The sequence below is a fragment of the Paraglaciecola sp. genome (assembly GCF_030730205.1).
Taxonomy (GTDB): Bacteria; Pseudomonadota; Gammaproteobacteria; order Enterobacterales; family Alteromonadaceae; genus Paraglaciecola.
The window spans coordinates 21,421-45,472 of the sequence record NZ_JANQVQ010000316.1; the positions used below are offsets into that span (position 1 = coordinate 21,421).

At 43.0% G+C, this 24,052-nt stretch carries 22 protein-coding genes; 14 read left to right on the forward strand and 8 right to left on the reverse strand.

The window, feature by feature from the left end; translation table 11 throughout:
• Nucleotides 1–15: 15 nt before the first annotated feature.
• Genes NWQ57_RS20890 through rppH form a run of 6 tightly spaced genes read right to left on the reverse strand, consistent with a single transcriptional unit; the run spans nt 16 to nt 6,417 of the window.
• Nucleotides 16–1,026, reverse strand: coding sequence for a response regulator (locus NWQ57_RS20890; protein WP_306024126.1), 1,011 nt, complete (start codon nt 1,024–1,026; stop codon nt 16–18).
• A gap of 25 nt (nt 1,027–1,051) precedes the next feature.
• The gene (locus tag NWQ57_RS20895) at nt 1,052–1,885 is read right to left on the reverse strand and encodes a thymidylate synthase (protein ID WP_306024127.1); all 834 of its coding nucleotides are present in this window, start codon (nt 1,883–1,885) and stop codon (nt 1,052–1,054) included.
• Nucleotides 1,886–1,911: 26 nt separating this feature from the next.
• On the reverse strand, nt 1,912–2,748 hold the full coding sequence (gene lgt, locus NWQ57_RS20900) for a prolipoprotein diacylglyceryl transferase (protein WP_306024128.1): 837 nt from the start codon (nt 2,746–2,748) through the stop codon (nt 1,912–1,914).
• Nucleotides 2,749–2,758: 10 nt separating this feature from the next.
• Nucleotides 2,759–3,559: a sulfite exporter TauE/SafE family protein gene (locus NWQ57_RS20905; RefSeq protein ID WP_306024129.1), complete on the reverse strand. Its 801-nt coding sequence runs from the start codon at nt 3,557–3,559 to the stop codon at nt 2,759–2,761.
• A 32-nt stretch (nt 3,560–3,591) separates the two neighbouring features.
• The gene (gene ptsP / locus NWQ57_RS20910) at nt 3,592–5,880 is read right to left on the reverse strand and encodes a phosphoenolpyruvate--protein phosphotransferase (RefSeq protein WP_306024130.1); all 2,289 of its coding nucleotides are present in this window, start codon (nt 5,878–5,880) and stop codon (nt 3,592–3,594) included.
• Between the two features lie 6 nt (nt 5,881–5,886).
• Nucleotides 5,887–6,417 carry an RNA pyrophosphohydrolase gene (gene rppH / locus NWQ57_RS20915; protein ID WP_306024131.1) on the reverse strand — a complete coding sequence of 177 codons (531 nt, stop codon included), beginning with the start codon at nt 6,415–6,417 and terminating at the stop codon, nt 5,887–5,889.
• A gap of 132 nt (nt 6,418–6,549) precedes the next feature.
• Between rppH and NWQ57_RS20920 the strand changes: the two genes are divergently transcribed.
• The 3 genes from NWQ57_RS20920 to aceK all read left to right on the forward strand — a co-directional run bounded on the left by NWQ57_RS20920 (nt 6,550) and on the right by aceK (nt 9,880).
• A complete protein-coding gene (locus NWQ57_RS20920) occupies nt 6,550–7,200 on the forward strand; it encodes a lysoplasmalogenase (RefSeq protein WP_306024132.1) in 651 nt (216 codons plus the stop codon).
• A complete protein-coding gene (gene mutH / locus NWQ57_RS20925) occupies nt 7,190–7,864 on the forward strand; it encodes a DNA mismatch repair endonuclease MutH (protein ID WP_306024133.1) in 675 nt (224 codons plus the stop codon). The genes NWQ57_RS20920 and mutH overlap by 11 nt, the downstream gene beginning before the upstream one ends.
• 261 nt (nt 7,865–8,125) lie before the next feature.
• Entirely contained in the window at nt 8,126–9,880 is a 1,755-nt protein-coding gene (gene aceK, locus NWQ57_RS20930; protein ID WP_306024134.1) for a bifunctional isocitrate dehydrogenase kinase/phosphatase, read from the forward strand.
• 9 nt (nt 9,881–9,889) lie between these two features.
• Here the strand turns inward: aceK and NWQ57_RS20935 are convergent, their stop codons facing one another.
• Nucleotides 9,890–10,279: an MAPEG family protein gene (locus NWQ57_RS20935; RefSeq protein ID WP_306024135.1), complete on the reverse strand. Its 390-nt coding sequence runs from the start codon at nt 10,277–10,279 to the stop codon at nt 9,890–9,892.
• 210 nt (nt 10,280–10,489) lie between these two features.
• On the opposite strand from NWQ57_RS20935, the gene NWQ57_RS20940 reads away from it, so the two are divergent.
• The 11 genes from NWQ57_RS20940 (at nt 10,490) to mdoH (ending at nt 23,562) form a co-directional block, all read left to right on the forward strand.
• The gene (locus NWQ57_RS20940; RefSeq protein WP_306024136.1) at nt 10,490–12,541 is read left to right on the forward strand and encodes an ATP-binding protein; all 2,052 of its coding nucleotides are present in this window, start codon (nt 10,490–10,492) and stop codon (nt 12,539–12,541) included.
• Between the two features lie 41 nt (nt 12,542–12,582).
• Nucleotides 12,583–13,296, forward strand: a complete 714-nt coding sequence (locus NWQ57_RS20945; protein ID WP_306024137.1) for a ZIP family metal transporter — start codon at nt 12,583–12,585, stop codon at nt 13,294–13,296.
• On the forward strand, nt 13,296–14,252 hold the full coding sequence (locus NWQ57_RS20950) for a 1-aminocyclopropane-1-carboxylate deaminase/D-cysteine desulfhydrase (protein ID WP_306024138.1): 957 nt from the start codon (nt 13,296–13,298) through the stop codon (nt 14,250–14,252). Before NWQ57_RS20945 ends, NWQ57_RS20950 begins: the two co-directional genes overlap by 1 nt.
• A gap of 68 nt (nt 14,253–14,320) precedes the next feature.
• A complete protein-coding gene (locus NWQ57_RS20955; protein WP_306024139.1) occupies nt 14,321–15,283 on the forward strand; it encodes a kelch repeat-containing protein in 963 nt (320 codons plus the stop codon).
• Nucleotides 15,283–15,909, forward strand: a complete 627-nt coding sequence (pnuC, locus tag NWQ57_RS20960) for a nicotinamide riboside transporter PnuC (RefSeq protein WP_306024140.1) — start codon at nt 15,283–15,285, stop codon at nt 15,907–15,909. Before NWQ57_RS20955 ends, pnuC begins: the two co-directional genes overlap by 1 nt.
• Complete coding sequence (locus NWQ57_RS20965) at nt 15,910–16,413, forward strand: adenylyltransferase/cytidyltransferase family protein (protein ID WP_306024141.1); 504 nt, start codon at nt 15,910–15,912, stop codon at nt 16,411–16,413.
• A complete protein-coding gene (locus tag NWQ57_RS20970; RefSeq protein ID WP_306024142.1) occupies nt 16,410–16,955 on the forward strand; it encodes an ATP-binding protein in 546 nt (181 codons plus the stop codon). Before NWQ57_RS20965 ends, NWQ57_RS20970 begins: the two co-directional genes overlap by 4 nt.
• Nucleotides 16,956–17,063: 108 nt before the next feature.
• Complete coding sequence (locus tag NWQ57_RS20975) at nt 17,064–18,266, forward strand: saccharopine dehydrogenase family protein (RefSeq protein ID WP_306024143.1); 1,203 nt, start codon at nt 17,064–17,066, stop codon at nt 18,264–18,266.
• Nucleotides 18,267–18,361: 95 nt separating this feature from the next.
• On the forward strand, nt 18,362–19,513 hold the full coding sequence (nspC, locus tag NWQ57_RS20980; RefSeq protein ID WP_306024144.1) for a carboxynorspermidine decarboxylase: 1,152 nt from the start codon (nt 18,362–18,364) through the stop codon (nt 19,511–19,513).
• A gap of 417 nt (nt 19,514–19,930) precedes the next feature.
• Nucleotides 19,931–21,439, forward strand: coding sequence for a glucan biosynthesis protein (locus NWQ57_RS20985; protein ID WP_306024145.1), 1,509 nt, complete (start codon nt 19,931–19,933; stop codon nt 21,437–21,439).
• Nucleotides 21,415–23,562: a glucans biosynthesis glucosyltransferase MdoH gene (mdoH, locus tag NWQ57_RS20990; protein ID WP_306024146.1), complete on the forward strand. Its 2,148-nt coding sequence runs from the start codon at nt 21,415–21,417 to the stop codon at nt 23,560–23,562. Before NWQ57_RS20985 ends, mdoH begins: the two co-directional genes overlap by 25 nt.
• 24 nt (nt 23,563–23,586) lie before the next feature.
• Here the strand turns inward: mdoH and NWQ57_RS20995 are convergent, their stop codons facing one another.
• Complete coding sequence (locus tag NWQ57_RS20995) at nt 23,587–24,048, reverse strand: DUF2127 domain-containing protein (RefSeq protein WP_306024147.1); 462 nt, start codon at nt 24,046–24,048, stop codon at nt 23,587–23,589.
• Nucleotides 24,049–24,052 lie beyond the last annotated feature (4 nt).

The following is a 24,052-nucleotide window of genomic DNA, read 5'->3' on the forward strand; positions in this document are numbered from 1 at the left end:
CACTGCTCCTCAGTATTAAATTTTAACTAATTTATCTAGAATCAAATCAATCGAATGATTTGGAAATAGTAAGAGTAAATCAAAGTTTATATCTTGGCTTTTTATTGAATAAGCAATTTCAATCGCCAATATCTTGTCTTGTTTTTTCATATTACTTTTGAGAATGTCGTCTAAATCACAGTGCCGCCCCAATATGATCGGGTGATTATGGCTGAAGGTGACATGCAGTTGCTCAGAAAGCGCATTAAGACATGCTCCAATCAAAATATTTGATACGTCCATAAGCGCTTCGAGTTCTAACTTTTCGGTACTGGTGCCTTTATCATATTTGAGTAATTTCACCATATTGGCAAAATTAGATTCATTGAAAATAACTAGGGCTTCGCCATTGATACCTGAGCCGATAAACCCTTTAGAAACCGCTGATACCTGCTCATTACGCTGAATATCGGTAATGGCCATATGCAATTCATTATTAGTGATTAAGTTAACATTGGGGATGGGTAAGTTGATAAACTCGCCTAGCATCTTGGCCAAACTTTCACCCGCTTGCCCCATTGCGACATTGGCCATTTCTCTGTAAGCGTCTAAGCTTTCGTCGCGAGACTCCATCTGAAATTGAGGCACGCTCTCAGCGCGATGACTGGCAATCGCTTCACCCGAATAAAGACCATATTGGTTAAGAATTTCTATTAATTTGCCATTGTCGATAGGTTTGCGAATAAAATCGATCGCACCCATACCCATCATTCTTACTCGAGCCTCAGGTTGCACATCACCAGAAACAACAATAACTAGGGTTGGTAAATCCTCATCACGTATGGCTTGCATGGTTTCATAACCATCCATCACTGGCATGTTGAGGTCAAGAAACATTACATCGGCTTTACCAGCACGGATGAATTCTAAGGCTTGCAAACCATTTTCAGCATGACTAATTTCAACATCCCAACCATCGGGAATTGATCTTTCCATTTGCCTGCGGGCAAAACCAGAATCATCACAAATGAGTACGGGTGTTGTCATATGACTGTATTACCTTTTACAAAAATCAAATTGCGATTGGTGCTTTAATATGAGCATGCGATTGATAATTTAGTAGCTCAAAATCGTCAATCGTAAAATCAAAAATATTTTTTATACTAGGGTTAATCACCATATTGGGCAAGGGAAATGGCTCACGGCTTAGTTGTAATGTCGCTTGCTCAAGGTGGTTAACATATAAGTGTGCATCACCGAATGTGTGAATAAAATCGCCTACCTGCAAATTACACACTTGAGCAATCATCATAGTCAGTAAGGCATAACTTGCAATATTAAATGGCACACCAAGGAACACGTCGCCAGAGCGTTGATACAACTGACAAGACAACTTGCCGTTGAGAACATAAAACTGAAACATTGTGTGACAGGGTGGTAGAGCCTGTCGTCCTTGCTGGGCATTTTCTTTTGGTGAAAATTGAGTATCAGGTAGAACGCTGGGATTCCACGCACTGACAATCAGGCGTCGAGAATCAGGATTATGCTTTATTTGCTCTATTAACTCACTAATTTGGTCGATAACTTGGCCGTCAACCCCTTCCCAACTGCGCCATTGCTTACCATAAACAGGGCCTAATTCACCTTCCTCAGTTGCCCATTCATCCCAAATTTTTACATTGTGCTGGCTTAAATAGGCAATATTGGTTTCTCCTTTAAGAAACCATAACAACTCATGAATAATAGACCGTAAGTGACACTTTTTGGTCGTCACCAACGGAAAACCTCGACTCAAGTCAAAGCGCATTTGATAACCGAATACACTCAGGGTGCCGGTGCCGGTGCGATCTTCTTTTTTTGTGCCCGTATCAAGTACATGGCGCATTAGTTGTAAATATTGCTGCATATCTGAGTCTCTACATTTTTAACGAACTAAGATTTTACGTTCTTATTTATCTTTGTCTTTGGTAGGGCTTGCTCTGGAAGGGCATTGTATCGATAAGCCCACACAATTAGCGCAAGTCCGGTAATAATCATCGGCAATGACAAAATTTGCCCACGGGAAATAAAGTCATGATACAAACCCAGATGTTGGTCAGGCTCGCGGAAATACTCAATAAAGAAACGAAAGGCACCATATCCCAATAAAAACAGCCCACTTACAGCGCCCCTCGGGCGTGGTTTACTTGAGAATAACCATAGAATAATAAATAAAGCTACGCCTTCTAAAGCAAACTCATAAAGCTGAGATGGATGACGAGGTAAATTGCCTGCATTAGGAAAAATAACCGCCCATGGAACGTCAGTGGTGCGCCCCCAAAGCTCAGCATTTAAGAAGTTCCCAACACGTCCAGCGCCCAGACCGATAGGCACTAACGGCGCGACAAAATCACCAACCGTTAATAAATGACTCTGCGTTTTGCGAGCAAATAACCACAGCGCACAAATCACACCAATCAAGCCCCCGTGGAAAGACATTCCGCCGGTCCAGATTTTAAATAAATATAGAGGATCTTCTAAAAAAGTAGGGAATTGATAAAAGAACACATAGCCGACACGACCGCCTAAGATGACGCCCAAAAATCCCCAAAATAACATGTCGCTGAGCTGATCTTTACTCCAGTTAGTGCGAGATAATCGTTTACTTGCCAGCCAAAATGCAGCAACAAAACCCACTAAATACATTAGCCCGTACCATCGTAAACTGATGGGTCCTAAGCTAACGATAACCGGATCAATATGGGGAAAAACAAAATAACTATCATTCATTGGTTTTTACTTATCCTAACAACATACGCAGGCTGACGAGTATCAGAAATCCTGCAAAAATTTTCTTTATAAGTTGCGTATCTAATTTTTGCCCTACCTTGGCACCCCAAGAGGCCGTAAACACCGATAGCAACACAATCCCCAAACTCGCTGGCAAATAAACATAGCCAAATGACAATGGTGGCAAGTCTGTATGATGCCAACCCGCTTGCACAAAACTTAAGGAGCCAAATACTGCGATAACTAAACCACAAAATGCAGCGCAGCCAATAGCGTGTTTAATATTAACGTTAAACCACACTAAGGACGGCACTAGAATGGCACCACCGCCTATCCCCATTAAGGCCGACAAACTCCCCGTAGCCAAGCCAATGCCGCTTAAAATGCCTTTACTCACCTCTTGAGCAGAGGCTTTCCGTTTACCAAAAACCATATAAATAACTATGGCAATCACCAAAACAGCAAATATCTTTTTCAACAACTCACCGGGGATCATACTGGCAAATTGAGCGCCAACGATAGCCCCTATGGCCATACTCACACCGCTGTAGCTGAGTATGTAACGGTCTAAATTACCCAATTTATAATGCGCGAACGACGCGGACAAACCGGTAAACATGATGGTTGAAAGTGAAGTCGCAATGGCCATTGGCATGGCAAATGAAATATCAAGCCCTAGTTTATTCATGAATAAATAAACGAGGGCAGGCACCATAATAAGACCACCGCCTATGCCTAAAAGGCCAGCCAGAAATCCAACCCCCGCCCCCATCGCTAAACACCAGAAAAATATAGTGATTACTACGTCCAATTATTGACCTGCATACTTATATTTTATCTGCATTATATGCCAGCTCGTACGAGGCCGCCCAGACCAATTGTTTCTAAATAAAGATTCACTTCTTGACGCACTTCCTTGGGATTATCAAGGGTCAATACTCTGTGTAATAACAACTCAGATTGCTGCAAACTGACATTACGCACAACCCATTTAACTTTAAGTAAATTATGGTTGTTCATACTGAGTTTACGATATCCCATGCCCAACAACAGTACGGCACCCGCAGGCTCGCCTGCAAGTTCGCCACACACCGTAACCGGTACGTTCAAAGCATTTGCTTGTTGCACAATATGATATAGAGCAGTGAGCACTGCAGGGTGATAACTGTCATATAGATCGGCGACTCGTGCATTATTGCGGTCCACCGCCAATAAATACTGTGTTAAATCGTTACTTCCGACCGAGAAAAAGTCCACGTGTTTGGCCAATTGGGGTAGCTGATAAATCACTGCAGGGACTTCAAGCATCACGCCTATTTTGGGTTTTATAATTTTCTCACCCAATTCGGCAGCTTCTTCCGACACTTCAAATAAAGCTTGGGCCAACAATCTTTTTGCCTCTTTCACTTCATTTACCGAAGTGATCATCGGCAACATAATGTTGAGGTTATCTAGACCAATACTTGCACGCAACATAGCCCGAATTTGCACTAAAAATATTTCGGGATGGTCAAGGGTTAAGCGAATACCACGCCAACCTAAGAAAGGGTTTTCTTCACTAATTGGAAAATAGGGTAAGGGTTTATCTCCCCCCACGTCCAACGTTCGCATGGTAAAAGGTTTCGAAGGTTGGCTTTGTAATAACGTCCGGTAAAGTTTTACTTGTTCTTGTTCGGTGGGGAATCGTTCACGCATCATAAAAGGAATTTCAGTGCGGAATAAGCCTACGCCATCTGAGTAGGGATTATCGTTTTTTTCTGCTTCAAGTGATAAGCCAGCGTTGACCAACAGACTCATTGAACAGTTATCCACGGTAATCGCCGGTAAACTATCTTGTGAGTGAATTCGCTCTGTGAGCGCTGCCTCTTCTTGAATTAACAATCCAAACTCGTGACGAATGGTGGCACTGGGCGACACAATCACATCACCGGTATAACCGTCTAATAGTATGTCCTTTTCATTGAGTAAGGAAAAAGGCACATTAGACAAGCCCATAACGGCCGGCACACCCATTGCTCTGGCCATGATAGCAGCATGAGAGTTGGTTGAGCCACGCATGGATATAATACCCACCAGTTTTTCGCTTGGAAACTCGGCCAGCATTGACGCCGTCACTTCCTCTGCAATCAAAATGGCCTGCTCAGGGTATTGACGTTCAATGACCTTGCCGCTTGCGATGCCAAGAATATTCGCCAATACACGATTTCCCATGTCTTCAACATCCACTGCGCGCTCACGCATATAAGGATCAGACATGGTTTGAAACTGACTAATATAGGTTTCAACCACCATTTTTAACGAACTAGGGGCGTCCCAACCTGCATTGATTTTTTGCTCTACTTCACGGCCTAGGCTGTTGGCATCCAATAAATGATGATAGAGCTGGAAGATGGCCTGCACATCATCGGGCACTTCCCCTTGAATGCGCTGTGACAGCACACTGACATCTTCTCGTGTTTGTTTTACCGCGTTGCGATACAGCAATATTTGCTTAGCTGCATCCATGTTGCGAGTGGGCACATGGTTGCGAATATTTACTAGTAGGTTACTGACATAGCCAATACCGACTGCTAAGCCCGAGGAACCAGGCACCCCTTTAAGCGATTTTTGCCAATCTTTAGGCACATTTTGCTCGAGTAGATGTACCGAGCCTCGCGCTTTTGCATTGGCAATTTGCACCGCGAGTTGGGTGGCTAGGGTAACCAGAAACGCTTCTTCGTCTTCACTAAAACGTCGTTTCTTTTTCTGCTGCAAGGTAATAACCCCGAGCACCTTACGCTGATGAATAATGGGCGCGCCAAGAAAAGCATGAAAATGATCTTCTTGTACTTCAGCATAATATTTAAAACGAGGATGGGAAGGCGCATCTTTGAGGTTTATGGGCTCTTCACGTTGCCCAATAAAACCAATTAAACCTTCAGAAAAGCCAATGGTAACTTGACCAATAGCCTCTTTGGCTAGGCCTTGGGTCGCAACGAGTAAAAAATGTTGTTGGTCGTAATTTGCAAGATAAATACTACAAGAATCGACTTTAAGCGCTTCGATTAAACGATTTGCAAGACACGTCAACGCCTCATCTAAGTTAGGCGCTTGATTAACTTCCTGTACAATTCGCTTTAACGTTTTCAACATAGTCTATTATGCCTTGCGTCGACGCTTAGGTTTACTCGTTGGGGTTTGGCCAATACTCGCTGTCTCTGGCATTGCCGTTGGGGCAAACTCTTTCATCACACGTCGATACACTTCCCGTTTAAACGACACCACGTTTCTGACGGGATACCAAAAACTCACCCAGCGCCAATTATCAAACTCAGGATGGCTTGAATGTAGTAGATCTACGTCTTCTTCTTTACAGGTCAATTGTAACAAAAACCACTTTTGTTTTTGCCCAATACAGACTGGATTACTCCCCTGTCTTACTAGTCGTTTCGGTAATTTGTATCGTAACCAATTCTTGGTTACCGCCAGGATTTTTACGTCTTCTGGTTTTAAGCCCACTTCTTCATGGAGTTCGCGATACATCGTTTGTTCGGCAGTTTCATTTTCATCGATTCCGCCTTGCGGAAACTGCCAAGAATGTTGTCCATAGCGCCTTGCCCAAAATACTTGTCCTAGTTCATTGCAAATTACTATGCCAACATTGGCGCGGAATCCTTCGGCATCAATCACTTAGACTCCCAAGAACTCTATTCTTTTAATGTCTGGCATTCTTCCATAAACTACTTGGCTTTCAAAGGAATAAAACGCGTCAAACAGACACTAGATGATTATTTCTGCAAACTTGTTAGCTAAGAGATATAAATGAATATCAGCCATATCCGTCTCATCCCGCTATTTTATTGGCTATTGGCCCTATGCTACATAATTGCAGCGTCGTTTTATCATTATCCTTTGCAAGCCATACACAAAGCAGCACCTATCCTGTTTTTAGCCATCATGACAATAAAAGGACCCAAAAGAAGAATACGTCTGTGGTTAACACTGGCACTTATTGCTAGTGCTACTGGGGATATATTATTAGCGAGTGCCCTGCATAACCGTTTTATTTTTGGCTTAATGGCGTTCGCTATCGCTCACCTGTGCTACGCCATTGGTTTTATTCCATGGGCCAAAATTACTCAACGAAACCTGCTAAGGACGCTTCCTTTGATAGGGATATTGGTTATTATTCTGTATGTTGTGTTGCCCCAAACCGCACAACTCAAACTACCTGTCATAGTGTATATGCTTATTATTAGTGCAATGGCATTATTGGCCATTTTTGCCCAAACCCACGGTTTATATTTGCTAAGCGGTGCTTATTTGTTTGTTATTTCAGACAGTTTGATCGCTCTAAATAAGTTTGTCATCGCCCTGCCAGCAGAACACTTGCTAGTTATGTCAACCTACTATGTGGCGCAATACTGCTTATTTACTGGCTGCATGAAACAAGAGAAAACTCATGTTATTTAGTAGTTCACCACCTCGAGACCGTGAGGAGTTATTAGAACGTGCCCAACAGATAGCGGGACTAACCTTAGGCGAGTTGGCAAGTATGGTGAATGTCAAAGTGCCAAGTAATTTTAAAAGGGAAAAGGGCTGGACAGGTCAATTACTTGAACTCTATTTAGGCGCCAACGCGGGCTCTAAAAGCCAACAAGATTTTGCCTCCCTTGGGATTGAACTTAAAACCATCCCCATCGATTTACAAGGCAAACCCTTAGAAACCACCTACGTTTGTTATGCCCATTTAACCCAAATAGCCGGTATAGAATGGCACAATTGCAACGTTAAAAATAAGCTTAGCCAAGTGCTGTGGGTGCCGATTGATGGCCGACGAGATGTCGCCCCTAAAGATCGCATGATCGCCACGCCTTTTTTGTGGACGGCTAATGCGCAACAAGAGCAACAGTTACGCCAAGACTGGGAAGAATTAATGGAGTATATCGCCCTGGGTAAAATCGAAAAAATTACCGCACGTCATGGGCAATATCTGCAACTGAGACCCAAGGCTGCAGATGGCAAAGCCTTAACCGATGCCATTGGTCCACATGGCTCGGTGATCCAAACGCGACCTCGCGGGTTTTATTTACGTAAAGAATTTACTCACGCTATTTTATCTGCGGTGTTTAACTAGGCTTTTCGATAATCTATCAGAGCCTGATGTACTAGGACCTTACACGACGCTAGGCAAATCAACGCCTCCGAATGAGCTGTTAGCCCTTATATAAGGTCATGATGATAGTGAATATAACAATTAATGCACACAGTTAGACAATACCTTGAATTACTATATGGTTATGTCAACCAACAAGCATTGTCGGCTAAAAACTGGCACACAGTAGCCACTGCCTTTGGTTAGTCAAATCGCCAAGTGCACAATAATAAGGTTAACGACATGCTTGAAGTCACCAACAAAACCGATTTAAACACCCTAACCGCCACGGTGGCGTATCAAATACTCACTGGTTTTGATAAAAGTTTTCGTTGGTATTGTCGAATCACCGGCGGTGCTCAGCAACGGTTCGAGCAAGGCGAATGGCAGGCCACTCAGCAAGCAGTAAAAGAACGTATCACTATCTACGAACAAAGTTTGTCAGCTGCAGTGAGTGATATCTACCACCATGTCTTCCCCTTGCAACAAAACCATGCGTTTTGGCAAGGGCTCAAAAGTGCTTATTTGAAGCTGCTCGATGAACATCCTCAATTTGAATTAGCGGAAACCTTTTATAACTCTGTAATTGGGCGGATTTTCAAACATCAAGTTATCGATAATTCTGTGATGTTTATCTTGCCTAGCCGCTGTTTTTTAGCCGGTCATTATCGTGCAAAAGTGGTTAACAGTTTTGATACCACCGGCACGGTTAGAAACCTGTTAGACGATATTTTTAAGACGTATCGATTTAACCTTGATTTTGCTCACAAAGAACATGATCTTGCTTTAGTAGAGCAAGTGATTCGACAACATTTAAGCCGCCAACAACTTGCCAGCATTCATACTATTGAGATGTTAAAGCCGGTATTTTATCGCAGTAAATCTGCTTATTTGGTGGGCCGAATCTGCATGCCTGAGCAAACGATCCCTTTTGTTATTGCCTTAATGTTAGACCAACAAAAGCAACTGCAAATTGACGCTATTTTGTTAGAGCCTGCAGATCTCAGTGTTATTTTTGGTTTTGCCCGCGCGTATTTTATGGCCGATACTCAACATCCTGCAGAAGTTGTCGCATTTTTGCATGAGCTTCTTCCTAACAAAAAACACTTCGAATTATATATATCCCTTGGATTATACAAACACGGCAAAACCGTTTTTTATCGTAACTTTTTACAACACATGGAACACAGCGACGATCAGTTTACTTTTGCACCTGGCATACGAGGATTAGTGATGTCAGTGTTTCATCTGCCATCTTACGGGGTGGTATTTAAAATTATTAAAGACCACTTTCCCGAAAGCAAAAAAGTCACTCGTGAGCGGGTTAAGGAATGCTATCGACTGGTCAAAATGACAGATCGGGTGGGCCGCATGGCCGACACACACGAATATATGAATTTTCGTTTACCCTTAAATCGGATGGATCCTGCCTTATTGCAAGAACTCCAAGAAGAATGCGCGGGTAGCATCGAAGTCACCTCAGAGGCTGTGATCATCAAACATTTGTATATAGAACGTAAGATGACCCCGCTGAATCTGTACTTAGAGCAAGAGACCGACCCCGATAAAATACGCCACGCCATTGATGAACTGGGTTTGTGCATTAAACAAATCGCCGCAGCCAACATCTTTGCTGGTGACATGCTACACAAAAATTTTGGAATTACCCGCCATGGCCGAGTAATATTTTATGATTACGATGAGATTTGTTACATGCACGAAAGAGAGTTTCGATTATTGCCCCGCTCTGACGACCCATATGCACTCGACACCTTATCTGTAGGACCAACAGACGTCTTCCCCGAACAATTTGAACATTTTATTGTGGGTAAAAAACACCTTAAACTATTACTCAAAGAGTTACACGGGGATTTGATGACACAAGCGTTTTGGTTAGGCGCCCAAGAAAAGGCCAAAACCAGAGAAGTACAATATTTTTGGCCCTACTCAGAAGCAAAACGACTGATCAATCAAACCCTAACGCATTCAACTTTGTAGGAGCGGGAATCAAATTAAAGCCAGTATCAACAGCCCTACAGAGCAGAAAAAACCGACGCTCCAACAGATGCTGCGAACAAGGTGATAGTTAAACCAGTAGCATAATAAATAGGCGATGCGCGCCACGACAAAGGCTACACACAAATATTGTGCGATGGGCCCAACTTGATTGAGTGCGATTAATGCCAACGCACCAGGCATAAACATGATCAAGGCTTCAAAACAATTTTCATGGGCGGCTTTAGCCCGAGCACCAAAACCAAGCAAAGCATTTTGTTGACTACGAGGATGGCGGTTATCATAGCCGCCTTGTTGCTTATTTTGCGCCAACGCTAAAGGGGCTTTAGCTAAAATAGGCATGATGGTCGCAATGAGCAAGCAAGTTAAGATGAGGGTCATAATGGTCCTCCAGCATTCCGAAAATGGTAAAAACCCATGATGAATTAGCCCAAGCAGAATTGAAAGCAAATTTGTATTCACGCCATTTACCCAAGACCGTCGCTTTCCTGCATATTGATAAAACGTTATAGTCCCAAGTCTTTGAAACAAGCGCTATTATTCGTCGCAAACAGCGAGACTTAAGGTAAGAATGAAAGGAATGAAAGTAACATGCTGAATTTGAAACGTTTGTATCAAATCACCTCAGACAATAGCTTATCTTTCTCGCAAAAAATGCAATCTTTACTGCAACTAGGCAGTAGCTATTATAAATTAGAGCTCGGTATCATTAGTGAAATAAGCGGTGAGCTCTACACTGTGTGTCATGCTGTTTCACCGGACAATGCCCTGCTTCTAGGTACGACGTTTCCAGTATGCGATACCTATTGTATTCATACCCTTGCAACTAATGAGGCCCTGTCGTTTCATCACGCTGGCAAAAGTCGCATTGCCCAACATCCTTGCTATCAAAATTTTGGCTTAGAGAGTTATATAGGCGTCCCACTGCTAGTTGAAGGAGAACGTTTTGGCACCATTAATTTTTCTTCAAGCACCCCTCGCACCTCCCCTTTTAGTGAAGAAGAGCATGATTTTATCGAACTATTAGCTCATTGGGCTGGTAATGAAATAGCCCGCCATGAAAAAATCACCCTATTGCAGGCTCAGCAGAAAAAGATGGCCCGTCAGCAACATATACTCGAACAAATGGGCCAACTGGCTGGCGTTGGCGCATGGGAAGTGGATTTAATTACTAACAAAGCGTATTGGTCACAAGTGACCAAACAAATTCATGAAGTACCCTCAGATTATGAACCGCAATTAAGCTCGGCAATCAATTTCTACAAAGAAGGAGAGAATCGTCAACGCCTCAGTAATTTAGTCAATAGGGCGATTGAAAAAGGCGGGCACTTTTCTGGCGAATTTGAAATTATCACACACAAGGGCAATACAAAATGGGTAGCGAGCAAAGGTAGGGCTGAATTAGAAAATGGCCAATGTGTGAGGCTTATTGGCGCATTTCAAGATATTACCGAGCAGGTTTATTATCGTGAACAACTCGAAAATCGGCATAAAGAATTAAGCTTAGCACTAGAAGCACGAGGCTTGTTTTTAGCCAATATGAGTCACGAAATTCGCACGCCTATCAATGGGGTGCTAGGCATGTTACAGATATTACAAGACTCACCACTGACCGAAAAACAACAACATTTTTTGAATTTGGCCAAAGACAGCGGCTTGTCTTTACTTGGCATCGTTAACGACATATTAGATTTTACAAAGGTCGACTCAGGTAAGCTAAATTTAGAAATTATTCCAATTAAGCTACATTCCTTACTCAATAGCTGCATTGATGTTTTTATGCCAAGAGCAGGGGATAAATCTATCAAGGTGAGCAAAGACTTTAACATTAGCGATGATATGATCATCCTCAGCGATCCAACTCGTTTGAGGCAGATATGTTCTAATTTAGTCTCTAATGCCATCAAGTTTACGCATCAAGGTGGTATTGATATCCATGTTCAACTAACGCCATTAAATACTGAAAAGGCCCGTTTAACGCTTACCGTTAAAGACAGCGGCATTGGCATAAGCGAAGCGCAACTCGCCACCTTATTTCAACCTTTTAATCAGGCAGATGTGTCAACGACTCGAAAATTTGGTGGCACTGGTCTGGGTTTGTCTATCACCAAAAACTTATGCCAATTAATGAATGGCGATGTGACCGTGCAAAGCGCTGTTGATGGTGGCAGTGTGTTTCAAGCATCGATTGAAGTCACCTTGCCACAAACAAATCAGATCAATAAGACTAAAGCTAGCCTTATCCACCAAACAAAAACGCTAAGCCAATTGAAAGTATTAGTGGTTGAAGATAACGAAATTAACCAAGTTGTGGTGGGTGAGATGTTGAAGCAACATAAAATCGAATTTGACATTGCTGCTGATGGCCTTGAAGCCTTAGCCATTTTGCAGCATGAAGCAAAACAAAGCCGGTTTTATTCCTTAGTGTTGATGGATTGTCAAATGCCCAACATGGATGGCTATGAAGCCACAAAGCAAATTCGACAATTACCCGAACCTCTTGCCAGCTTGCCTATTGTAGCGCTTACCGCAAATGCCCTTACTGGTGAAAAAGAAAAATGCCTCGCCTGTGGAATGAGTGATTATTTGAGCAAACCCATTGAGCAAGACATGCTCCATGCCCTGCTGCAAAAATTTGCGTAACCTAAGAGCAAAAACACTGACTTGTTAAAGGTAGTCAAACAATGTCTTCATTATTAATGGTTATTTTAGTCACATCGTTGGCCGGCTTAGGCATGCCCTTGGGCGGACTGTTGGCCAAACTTGAACATTTTCAATCTGATTGGCTAGCGCAAGAGTTTCGCCACGGTGTCATGGCATTTGGTGGCGGCGCTTTGCTATCAGCGGTTGGCTTAGTGTTAGTGCCTGAAAGCATCGAATACGTATCTATGACACAGGCAACACTCTATTTTTTAGGGGGGAGCTTCGCTTTTATGGGCTTAGATATTTGGTTAAGAAAAACCAATACGCCTGCCAGCCAATTGGCCGCGATGTTAGCTGACTTTATTCCAGAATCTATTGCGCTTGGTGCTGCCATCGCACTTGATAGCCCTAGCAGTTATCTGCTGGCAGGTTTAATCACCCTACAAAACATTCCTGAAGGATTTAATGCCTACCGCGAGTTGCGCTCCTCACCTCAGTTTAGTCCAGCAAAGATTTTAATTGTGTTTACCTTACTCGCCTTATTAGGGCCTATTGCAGGCGTAAGTGGTTATGTGTGGTTAACCGATTACCACCATATTGTCTCAGCCATCATGTTATTTGCCTCTGGCGGCATTTTGTATTCCATATTTCAAGACATTGCTCCCCAAGTAAAACTGGAAAAACATTGGTTTCCTCCCATGGGAGCGGTGTTTGGCTTTTTACTAGGCATGTTAGGGTATATGTTGGTGCATTAGTGGAAAGAAAAACATTGATCACATCCACCAGAAACTTAGCCCAGCTTTTCGCCACGTTAGAGGTCAAAGAGGCATCACCTCAATACAGTCTAGATTTAGCTTGGCCAAACTCACATAACATTAGCGTTTCTATCAAGCGAGATGACTTGCTACACCCTATTATTTCAGGCAATAAATGGCGAAAACTGAAATATTCGCTAGCGCAAATATTGGGTAGCAAAACACTCCACATCGTCAGTTTTGGTGGTGGCTTTTCTAATCATCTGCATGCATTAGGCTTTTGTTGTCACCGGCTCAACATACGTTTTACTGCGATTGTGCGAGGCGACTACTCGGCTAATCCCAGCCCTATGTTGCACGATCTACAAATGTGGCAAACTGATATTCAATATGTCAATAAAATTACCTATCAACAGCGCGAGTCCCCTGCCTATTTGACTCTGTTGCAGCAACAGTACCCAAATGCTTTGATCATTCCAGAGGGCGGTTCAAATAAATTGGCTTTGCAAGGTGTGGCTGAGATTATCAGCGAATTAGACCAACATTATGATTATATTATCGCGCCAGTTGCCAGTGGCGGTACATTGGCAGGGCTAATCAAAGCCACCGCACACAGCGCAACTCATATTCTGGGTATTGCCGCGTTAAAAGGTCAAGGTTATTTGGAAGAACATGTGCAGGCTTTGTTACCACAAACCTATCAACATTGGGCCATATGCCATGACTATCATTTTGGTGGCTATGCTAAACGTTCTAACGAACTCGTGGATTTTTGCAACGATTTTTATCGCCAAACACGCATTGAAATTGAACCTATCTATAGTGGTAAGCTGATGTATGCGGTGAAAGACTTAATCAACAGAAATTATTTCAACAAAGGCAGTCGCTTGTTAATTTTGCATACTGGCGGATTGCAAGGTAGCCGCGCAATTGGGCAGCGTGCATCAATTTTGTGACTTGCTAAATTTGCCTTTGTCCTTGTAAGCTAACCACCTACTTCTTAAAACCGTTCAGGGAAGACATCATGCTCAAACGTCAGCGATTTCACGCCATTATATTATTCGTCTTAACCTTAGTAATAACAGCCTGCGCGTCTCAAGCCCCATCACCAACAAACACTACATTGCGTTTACCTACGCCACTTTACGGCCATGCTGTTGCCAACAATGGTAAACATATATTTGTCCTTGGTGGGGCAAATAAAGAGGGGTTTTCAAGAGATATCGTGATTATTGAACCTGCTACACAAATTGTTACGCAATTAAAAGATAAACTGTTACCTAGGCGTTATCATTCAGCGGTGTGGGATGGTGCTGACTTAATTTATGTGCTTGGCGGCGTCTCTAATTGGAAAAATCGTAGCAGACTCCAACCTCTAGTCGAGGTGTATAACATTCGCACTCAAGAAGTGAAGATAATTGGTGAGATGCCCGTTCCACGGCGCTTTGGCAGTGCGGTTCTTCTTGATGGAAAAATAATAGTCAGCGGTGGCGGGGTCTGGTCTCGTCAAACGCGCAACAAACTTGTCCCTACCAATACGGTAGCCATTTACGATATTAACAATGATAGTTGGAAAAAAGGCGCAGACCTACCTGACAAAGAAAGTACTAGAGCTGTTGTACTAGGTGAACATATTTATACCGTTGGCGGTTTTAACGGTAAAACGCCCTCTAGTCATTTTTACCGTTATGATTTAGCACTCGATAGTTGGACTGAACTTGCTGAGCTTCCTCAGCCTTTGAGCGCCCATTCAGCCGTCGCCAGCAAAAGTAAAATCTACACCTTTGGCGATTACACAAACTTAAATAGTGCTTACGTTTTTGATGCGACGTCCAGCACTTGGCAACTCGCTCCTTTTACCTTGGAGGCGAGTCGTCACAATGCAGCCACCATTTTGAATGGAAACATCTATGTGCTAGGGGGAACAATAGGTTCTAATGGACCTTTTTTAGATACAATCCAAATATTTCCTGTGAATGAAAACTGATGAATTTTACTGAATGGTTTCAAGGTTTTGCCGGCGCCTCAGAACTTGAGTGGATAGCGACGGTTGCAGGCTTTTTGTGTGTTTATTTACTTATTCAACGCAGTATATGGAGCTTTGCCTTTGGCCTTGTTCAAGTTTCAATTTACACGTGGATTTTTTACGATGTGAAACTGTATTCTGATATGGCACTGCAGCTGTTTTATATCGGCTTTCAGTTTTATGGCTGGTTTATCTGGCGTCGTTCACAACAAGAGCATGGAGAGGTTATCGTCAATCGCGGAAGTACCGTTGAATATACATCGTGGATGGGTGCGGTAATTATTGGAACAATAATAGTGGGTTACTTCATGAACAATAATACCGATGCGAGTCTTCCCTACCCTGATGCTTTTACAACATGTGCAAGTTTGGCCGCACAGTGGTTGCTGTCACATAAAAAATTATTGAATTGGGCCTTTTGGATTGTTGTTGATATTGTTGCCATAGGCATATATTGGCAAAAGCAATTGTACCCAACCTCGCTGCTGTATTTGTGCTTTTTAGTCATGGCGATTATTGGGCAAATACAATGGTATACATCTTGGCGAAATACCACCAATACCGTATCGAATGCAGCGCCAGCATAAATGACAGCAGGCTTTACCCTCGGCAAATTTGCCCCCTTACATAAGGGTCATCAGTTTCTCATCGAGTCAGCCCTAGCTAACGTTGATAGGTTAGTAGTGGTGATCTATGCCTGTGATGAATTACCGCAATGTGATGTAAGGACAAGAGCATCGTGGATTGCACGGCTTTATCCGCAGGTGGATCTAGTTTTGGCTTCTAATGGCCCAAAAGAAACCGGATATACCCCCGAGATAATCGCCAGCCAAGAGCAATACTTATTGGGACTACTGGCGGAATACCGCTTCGATAGTTTTTTCAGTAGTGAACCTTATGGTGAGCACATTAGTAAAGCTTTTAGCTGTAGGAATGTCCAAGTCGATTGCAACAGATTACAGGTCCCCATTAGCGCAAGCATGATCAGAGATAATCTGCCGAGGTATCAGGACTTTTTGTCACCACTGGTATTCAATGATTTAATGAACGCTAGAGCCATCACACTTTTCAACCATAAAGTAGAGTCATGATAAAAAAAATCGTTTTCCTCGGCGGACCATCCACCGGAAAAACCACCCTGTGTGAAGCGCTAGCCAAAAAGCTTCACACCCTCACCGTGGCAGAATATGGTCGAGAGTATTGGTTAGAACATCAGGTAGACCGACGCCTAAGTCCTGAGCAATTATTGCATATTGCGCAAACTCAAGTTCGCTGGGAAGACGAAGCGCTCGACAAGGCCAATGACGTGTTATTGTGTGATACCAATGCGTTTACGACTTGGCACTTTGCCCTGCATTATCATGGCGACGCCTTGCCTGAACTTGAGCAACTTGCGCAAGCATCATGGCAGCGTTACGACCTCGTTGTGCTATGCGGTGATGAAATTCCCTACGACGATACGTGGGAACGCTCTGGGGACGCTAACAGACATGAATTTCAAGCCTTTATCAAAGCCTATTTAATAGAAAAACACATCCCACATATTATCGTATCGGGCTCGGTAGAGCAGAGAATCAATGCAGTGATGACATCACTATGTCATAATCAAGCACTACAACAATCCCGTGGTTAAACTGGAAATAGCCAATAAAACCACCTATTTTATTGCAGCTATTGCATGCTACAAATTTACTGATAGCATGCGCGTTTTTTATATCTTAAAAACTAAAAGGATCATCTTATGTCTCGTGTATTGATCATTGGTGCTGGCGGCGTTGCTGCTGTAACTGTCAAAAAATGTGCGCGTTTACCTGAGTTTTTTGACGAAATTTACTTAGCAAGTCGCACCGTGTCAAAATGCGAAGCGCTACAAAAAGAAATTGGCGCAGACCGCATCAAAGGGGTCTTTGCTGTTGACGCAGATCACGCCAGTGAAGTGGTTAAGGTAATTGAGCAAGTCAAACCTGACTTAGTGGTAAACTTAGCCTTACCTTACCAAGATTTAGCCATCATGGATGCCTGTTTAGAAACTGGCGTACATTATTTAGATACAGCCAATTACGAACCTAAAGATGTGGCTAAATTTGAATATTCTTGGCAGTGGGCTTACCAAGAAAAGTTCGAAAAAGCTGGTTTAATGGCTTTATTGGGCAGCGGTTTTGATCCCGGTGTGACTAACGTTTATACCGCTTATGCAGCCAAACACTATTTTGATGAAATCCATTATTTAGATATCGTCGATTGTAACGGGGGTGATCACGGCAAAGCTTTCGCCACTAACTTCAATCCTGAAATCAATATTCGTGAAATTACCCAACGTGGTCGTTTTTGGGAAAATGGTGAGTGGAAAGAAACCGATCCACTGAGCGTACGTGAAGACCTGGATTATCAAAACATCGGTGTACGCGCTTCATATTTGATGTTTCATGAAGAATTAGAATCTATCGTTAAACACTTTCCAACGCTGAAACGTGCCCGTTTCTGGATGACTTTTGGCGAAGCTTATCTAACTCACTTACGTGTATTAGAAGGCATAGGCATGACCAGTATTGCGCCTATCGATTTCCAAGGTCAGCAAATCGTACCTTTAGAGTTTTTGAAAGCGGTATTGCCTAACCCTGGCACCTTAGCCGAAGGCTACTCAGGCATGACCTGTATCGGTACTTATATTACCGGTATCAAAGATGGCAAAGAAAAGACTATCTTTATTTATAACAACTGTGACCACGCTGCTTGTTATGAAGAAGTAGGCGCTCAAGCCGTATCTTACACTACAGGCGTACCTGCTATGATAGGCGCGGCTTTAATGTTAAATGGTACTTGGAAAAAAGCAGGTGTGTGGAACATGGAGCAATTCGATCCTGATCCCTTTATGGAATTACTCAATGTACACGGCCTACCATGGCATGTCATTGAAGTAGAACAGAGCCCGTTTAAAAAGTAAGTTAACGCTTTTTTGCAAAAGCAATTAGGGCAGCGTCATTCAGTGACCCTGCCCTTTGATTTTTAATGAATTACACCATTAAAGTGGACATATAAATGACTGTTGATGCCGCCGACCCGATGTTAAACCCTGCGATCCCCTCGCCCTGCTATGTGTGTGAAGAAGCTAAACTCGAAGCCAATTTACAATTAATGCAACGAGTACAGGACGAAAGTGGTGTCGAAATCATTTTGGCACTTAAGGGCTTTTCCATGTGGTCTACCTTCGATTTAGTCAAACAATATCTACAAGGTTCAACTGCCAGTGCGGTGTGGGAAGCACGATTAGGTAAAGAAACCATAGGCAAACAAGTGCATGCTTTTTCGCCGGCCTTTAAACCTGCAGATATTGATCAGTTAGTAGACTTAGTTGACCACATCTCATTTAATAGCCTTGGTCAGTGGCAGCGTTATAAACAACAAATTTTGGCCTCTGATGTATCGCCAGGTATTCGTTTAAACGCAGAGCACCGCGAAGCCGAAACCGAATTGTACGACCCCAGCGCGCCGGGTTCACGTTTTGGTATTCTTGCTAAAGATCTCGTTGGTGCAGATTTAACTGGTATAGAAGGTTTTCATATACACAACTTATGTGAATGTGACTCCTTTGCTACCGAACGGACTATTCTTGCAGTTGAAAAGAAATTCTCTCAGTACTTTGGCCAGTTAAAATGGATCAACTTTGGTGGCGGTCATTTGATGACGAAGAAAGGCTACGATGTTGAACATCTTATCGGCGTATTAAAAGCTTTTAAGGCTCGTTATCCACACTTAAACGTGATCTTAGAGCCTGGCTCAGCTGTGGCGTGGCAAACGGGTCCATTAGTGTGTGAAGTGATTGATATAGTCGAAAACCGCGACAAAATTGCCATTGTCGATATGTCAGCGACGGCACACATGCCTGATGTACTCGAAATGCCTTATCGTCCTGAAGTTCGTGGGGCGGGTAAAGCCGGAGAAAAAGCCCATACTTATCGCTTTGGCGGAAACTCTTGTTTAACCGGTGATGCAATCGACCTATACAGTTTCGACCATGAGCTGCAAATTGGTGAACGAATAATCTTTGAAGACATGATCCATTACACCATGGTTAAAACAACCTTTTTTAACGGTGTTGAACATCCCTCTATTGGCATTTTACGCAAAAACGGTAGCTTTGAATTAGTGCGTAAATTCACCTACGAGGACTTCAAAAATAAATTGTCCTAGCTTCGTTGGGTAAATTTTACTTATGACAGGAGAGTCACTCAGTAAGATTTACCCGCGAATAAACTCAAAGCAATTTAAAGTGTTAAAAGCAGGTGTGTGGCCTGTTAAACGTTGACGTTTTGCGACGATTCTATGTAGCCAATTAGAGACAAAGTGTACTATTTTTATGGCAGCGAGAATCTAAAAAAGCGTTATTTTTCAGTCTTATTGACATTGTCCCCTCTAACGCCCTATTGGACAGCCCCATTACGTTGCTGCTTAGCGACGCAGTGTTAAACCGTTAAAAAAGAAATATAAAAAGTGGTATAGCTTGTGCTTAGCAAAGCTAAAGATACCTGTGTTGGTTTTGTGCCTTAGAGGTAAAGATCACCATCACTCACGCAGATTACTCACAATCATAATTTAGGAACCTTTATTTTGATCAGCAAATCCATTCAAACAGTGCTTCTTTGCGTCTTTGTTTTACTTACATCGACCCTGACTTTTGCGCAAGACGACAGACCCACTCATAAATTTAACCGCCAGTGGCTTGAAGAAAAAGCCAAAGAGCTTGCTGCTAAAGAATTTGTTGAGCCTAAATTAGCACCAGACAGCCCACTCAATAATTTAAATTATGATGACTATCGAAAAATCCAATTTCAACGTGGTGCAAGCGTGTGGAAAAATGAAGATCGTAATTTTCGTCTCAGCCCTATGCATCCAGGCTTCTTGTTCAAAACACCGGTTAAATTGAATTTAGTGGTGGGCGGCACATCTCGGCGCATTTTGTACACCAGTGATATTTTTAACTACGACAAAGAACAAAAAGCGGCCAAAGAAACGCAAGCTGAAGGGTATTCTGGTTTTAAATTGACCACGCCCATCAATAAACCAGATGTATGGGATGAGTTTTTGGTGTACCAAGGCGGCACCTATTTTAGAGGCTTAGGTAAAGACAATTGGTATGGCTTATCAGCCCGAGGGTTGGCAGTAAACACGGCAAAGCCCACTGGTGAAGAATTTCCAGTATTTACCGAGTTTTGGATTGAACGGCCTAAAGAACAAGGTCAGTCTATCGTGATCCATGCTCTGTTAGAAAGCGCGTCACTCACTGGTGCATTTACCTTTAAAGCCACGCCTGGCGAAAATACCGAAATCGAAGTGAACAGTGCCTTGTATCCAAGAAAACAAATTGATTCTTTTGGCATTGGCCCCTTAACTTCGATGTTTTTATACAATGGGGTTAACCGCACTCGTTTTGACGACACCAGACCAGCAGTGCATGATTCAGACGGCTTGTTCATGATCAATAGTCAAAATGAACGTATTTGGCGTCCATTAACTAATCCACGCAAATTACAAGTTTCAGCTTTTGGTGATAAAACACTGAAAGGGTTTGGTTTGTTCCAACGTCACCGCAAGTTTACAGATTTTGAGGATATGGAAGCCCATTATGAAGCGCGACCTTCTGCCTGGGTTGAGCCTATTGGCAATTGGGGTCCAGGCCACGTTGAATTAGTCGAAATTCCTACCAACTCAGAAATTCACGACAACATTGTCGCTTTTTGGCAACCCTCTGAACCGATGAAAGCAAATCGTGCTTATTCGTTTCAATACAAAATTTCTTGGGGCTCAGTTTTTGCTGTGGAAGATAAGGGGGGGCGCATCTTATCTACCGCTACCGGTAAAGCGCTAGGCAGTGAGACCGTCAGAGATTTTGTTATCGACTACAGCTCGTTGAATTTACCCGATGATGTGGTGGTAAGCGCCTCAGCCAGTACCGGCAAAATAGTGGGTACAATTCAGAAATTTATGGATAAAACTGGTTTATACCGTGTGGTTGTTAAGTTTGAACCAGGCAGAGAAGATCTTTCAGAACTGCGCGTATCATTATCATCAAAAGACAAAGCATGGGGTGAAACATGGCTTTACAGATGGAACCGATAACCGTGGATGAAGCCAACAAAGAACCCCAAGGAGCCATCCCGACTGAATGCCCCTTGCATATGCCACCACAAGATTTTTCTCAGCATAAAAAGGTGAAATATGCAGCGCAGTCTTGGTCAACTTGGCTAGCGCGATTAATCACCTTTGGTGGTGCAAGCGCTCTCACGATATTTGCTACGTATCAGATGATATTGATCGTGTCTCAAGTCGACGTAACCTTTTTGCAGTGGTTAATGGTTGGCTTTTTTGCTCTAACCTTCGTGTGGATTGCGCTGGCCGCTTGCGGTGCAATCGCAGGGTTTATTTGCCCTATCAAAGACTACAGTAAAATAGACAGTGATCTGAGCGGCAAAAAAACGGCCTTGCTTATGCCTATTTACAATGAAGACGCCGCGCAAACTTGCGCAGCACTATTGAGTATGGGCAAAGCCTTAGCTGCACAAGGTTTCGGTGAACAATTTGAAATTTTTATTATTTCTGATTCTAATAAACCTGATGTATGGCTTAAAGAGACCGCTGCAGTAAAAAAACTTCAACAAGCTCTCCAAGGCCAGATGCAGGTTTGGTATCGCCGCCGCTTTGACAACAAAGCTAAAAAAGCCGGTAACGTGCATGAGTTTGTGAGTCGCTGGGGCGGTCGTTATGATTATATGTTAGTGCTTGATGCCGATAGTTTATTGTGTGCAAACACTCTAGTTCAGTTAATGAAAGAGATGGCCGCAGATGAGCGTAGTGGCATTATTCAAACGCTGCCTTGTTTGTATCGCGGCGATACACTATTTGCTCGCCTTCAGCAGTTTGCTGGCACAATTTATGGCCCTATCGTGGCTAACGGCATAACAGCTTGGCAAGGCGATGACGGCAACTATTGGGGTCACAATGCCATTATCCGAGTCAGTGCATTTTCTCAAGCTGCAGGTTTACCAACTTTAGGTGGGCAAAAACCCTTCAGCGGCGACATTTTATCTCATGATTTTGTTGAAGCCGCGCTTATCCGCAGAGCGGGGTGGTCTGTGCGCATGTTGCCTTTACTGAAAGGCTCATGGGAAGAAAGTCCACCTAGTTTATCTGATGTGGCAATCCGCGATAGACGTTGGGCACAAGGTAATATTCAGCATTTGGCTGTTTTGTCGGCTAAAGGATTACGCTGGCCAAATCGTTTTCATATGTTAACCGGGATTATGGGCTATATGGCCTCGCCTATTTGGTTTGCCTTAATCATGATTGGTATTGTGATGGCTATTCAAATTCACTACATTAACGTCGAATATTTTTCCGATGAAATGAGCTTGTTTCCCCATTGGCCGGTCTTTGATTCTGAACGCATGGTGCAACTGTTTGTTTTTACTATGGGGATCTTATTAGTACCGAAAATTTTAGGTATTACCCGCGCGATATTTACTCCCTCTTTACGTCGCCCCTTAGGGGTCATCAGGCTGATTCTGGGCGCCTGTGTTGAAATCATATTTTCAGTCTTGTATGCGCCTATTTTTATGCTGATCCACAGTAAGCACATTCTTGATATTTTCAGAGGTAGGGATTCAGGTTGGTCGACCCAACAAAGGCAATATAACGGTCTACCGTGGGCTCAATTATTTGGCCAACATATTTGGCATACGCTCATTGGCTTGGTCATGACTGCAGTATTGTACTATTACTCGCCCCCCTTATTACTTTGGTTGGCACCAACGCTGGTAGGACTGGTATTTTCGATCCCACTTTCTGCCTTAAGTGGCAGTAAGTGGTTAGCCAAATTTTTGAGATTTTGTGGCTTGCTGTCTATCCCAGAAGAAGTTGATGTACCGGAAATAATGCATAAACGTGACGAATACGTGGACGACTTTTCTAAAGTCACTCACGAGTTAAGTTTTGAGCAACTGTTACAACAACAACCATTGTGGGCGTCGCATTTTTCAATGACGCAAGTACCACCGGCACCAAAACGCGGATATCCGCCTATCGATAAAATTAGCGCTGAATATAAAATTGCTGATGCGCAATCTCAACTGGAAGCATTAAACTGGATGACGGACAAAGAGAAGCTGGCTTTATTATCCTATCACGACTCATTTACTTCCTTGCTAAAATTAAAATCGGTAAACGACATGAGTTCTGTCGCCTAACACCGACTGTTCATTTCATCATAGTTAATCTTTTTCTTTGTGTGGCTTAAATATAAGCCACACAAGGTATGACACCACAAGCACATTTAGGCTAAATGCGCCGAGCGTGAAAAGGTTAACATGCAGGTACATTTCTCGAATTTCAAACGGAATGTAAATTCCACCACTAACTAAAGCAAACCACTCAGTCCACCGCTTTTGATGCCATAAACCATACGCTTCTATAAACCGGATAAGGGTATACAACAGTACACCAGCAGCAATCAGACGAATATTACTGGACGTAACCTGACTGGAAGCTTCAATCAAAATATGTGGATAGTGACTTGCGGGATTCAGGTGGAGGTGGCGCACTAAGCTTTCTGCAATACTTTGCACGTTTTCACCCGCTAAGGTGTGTAAGCCAATAGCAACCATAAAAGCTAAGCAGCCCTTCGTTCCTTCCAGAATCGCGATGCTGCGCAAGACACCTACAGAATCTTTCACCCAG

Bases quoted from the DNA above. Each gene is read 5' to 3' on its own strand.
- NWQ57_RS20890 (WP_306024126.1), bottom strand. From the start codon at position 1,026: ATGACAACACCCGTACTCATTTGTGATGATTCTGGTTTTGCCCGCAGG.
- NWQ57_RS20895 (WP_306024127.1), bottom strand. From the start codon at position 1,885: ATGCAGCAATATTTACAACTAATGCGCCATGTACTTGATACGGGCACA.
- lgt (WP_306024128.1), bottom strand. From the start codon at position 2,748: ATGAATGATAGTTATTTTGTTTTTCCCCATATTGATCCGGTTATCGTT.
- ptsP (WP_306024130.1), bottom strand. From the start codon at position 5,880: ATGTTGAAAACGTTAAAGCGAATTGTACAGGAAGTTAATCAAGCGCCT.
- NWQ57_RS20920 (WP_306024132.1), top strand. From the start codon at position 6,550: ATGAATATCAGCCATATCCGTCTCATCCCGCTATTTTATTGGCTATTG.
- mutH (WP_306024133.1), top strand. From the start codon at position 7,190: ATGTTATTTAGTAGTTCACCACCTCGAGACCGTGAGGAGTTATTAGAA.
- aceK (WP_306024134.1), top strand. From the start codon at position 8,126: ATGCTTGAAGTCACCAACAAAACCGATTTAAACACCCTAACCGCCACG.
- NWQ57_RS20935 (WP_306024135.1), bottom strand. From the start codon at position 10,279: ATGACCCTCATCTTAACTTGCTTGCTCATTGCGACCATCATGCCTATT.
- NWQ57_RS20940 (WP_306024136.1), top strand. From the start codon at position 10,490: ATGCTGAATTTGAAACGTTTGTATCAAATCACCTCAGACAATAGCTTA.
- NWQ57_RS20945 (WP_306024137.1), top strand. From the start codon at position 12,583: ATGTCTTCATTATTAATGGTTATTTTAGTCACATCGTTGGCCGGCTTA.
- NWQ57_RS20955 (WP_306024139.1), top strand. From the start codon at position 14,321: ATGCTCAAACGTCAGCGATTTCACGCCATTATATTATTCGTCTTAACC.
- pnuC (WP_306024140.1), top strand. From the start codon at position 15,283: ATGAATTTTACTGAATGGTTTCAAGGTTTTGCCGGCGCCTCAGAACTT.
- NWQ57_RS20965 (WP_306024141.1), top strand. From the start codon at position 15,910: ATGACAGCAGGCTTTACCCTCGGCAAATTTGCCCCCTTACATAAGGGT.
- NWQ57_RS20970 (WP_306024142.1), top strand. From the start codon at position 16,410: ATGATAAAAAAAATCGTTTTCCTCGGCGGACCATCCACCGGAAAAACC.
- NWQ57_RS20975 (WP_306024143.1), top strand. From the start codon at position 17,064: ATGTCTCGTGTATTGATCATTGGTGCTGGCGGCGTTGCTGCTGTAACT.
- nspC (WP_306024144.1), top strand. From the start codon at position 18,362: ATGACTGTTGATGCCGCCGACCCGATGTTAAACCCTGCGATCCCCTCG.
- mdoH (WP_306024146.1), top strand. From the start codon at position 21,415: ATGGCTTTACAGATGGAACCGATAACCGTGGATGAAGCCAACAAAGAA.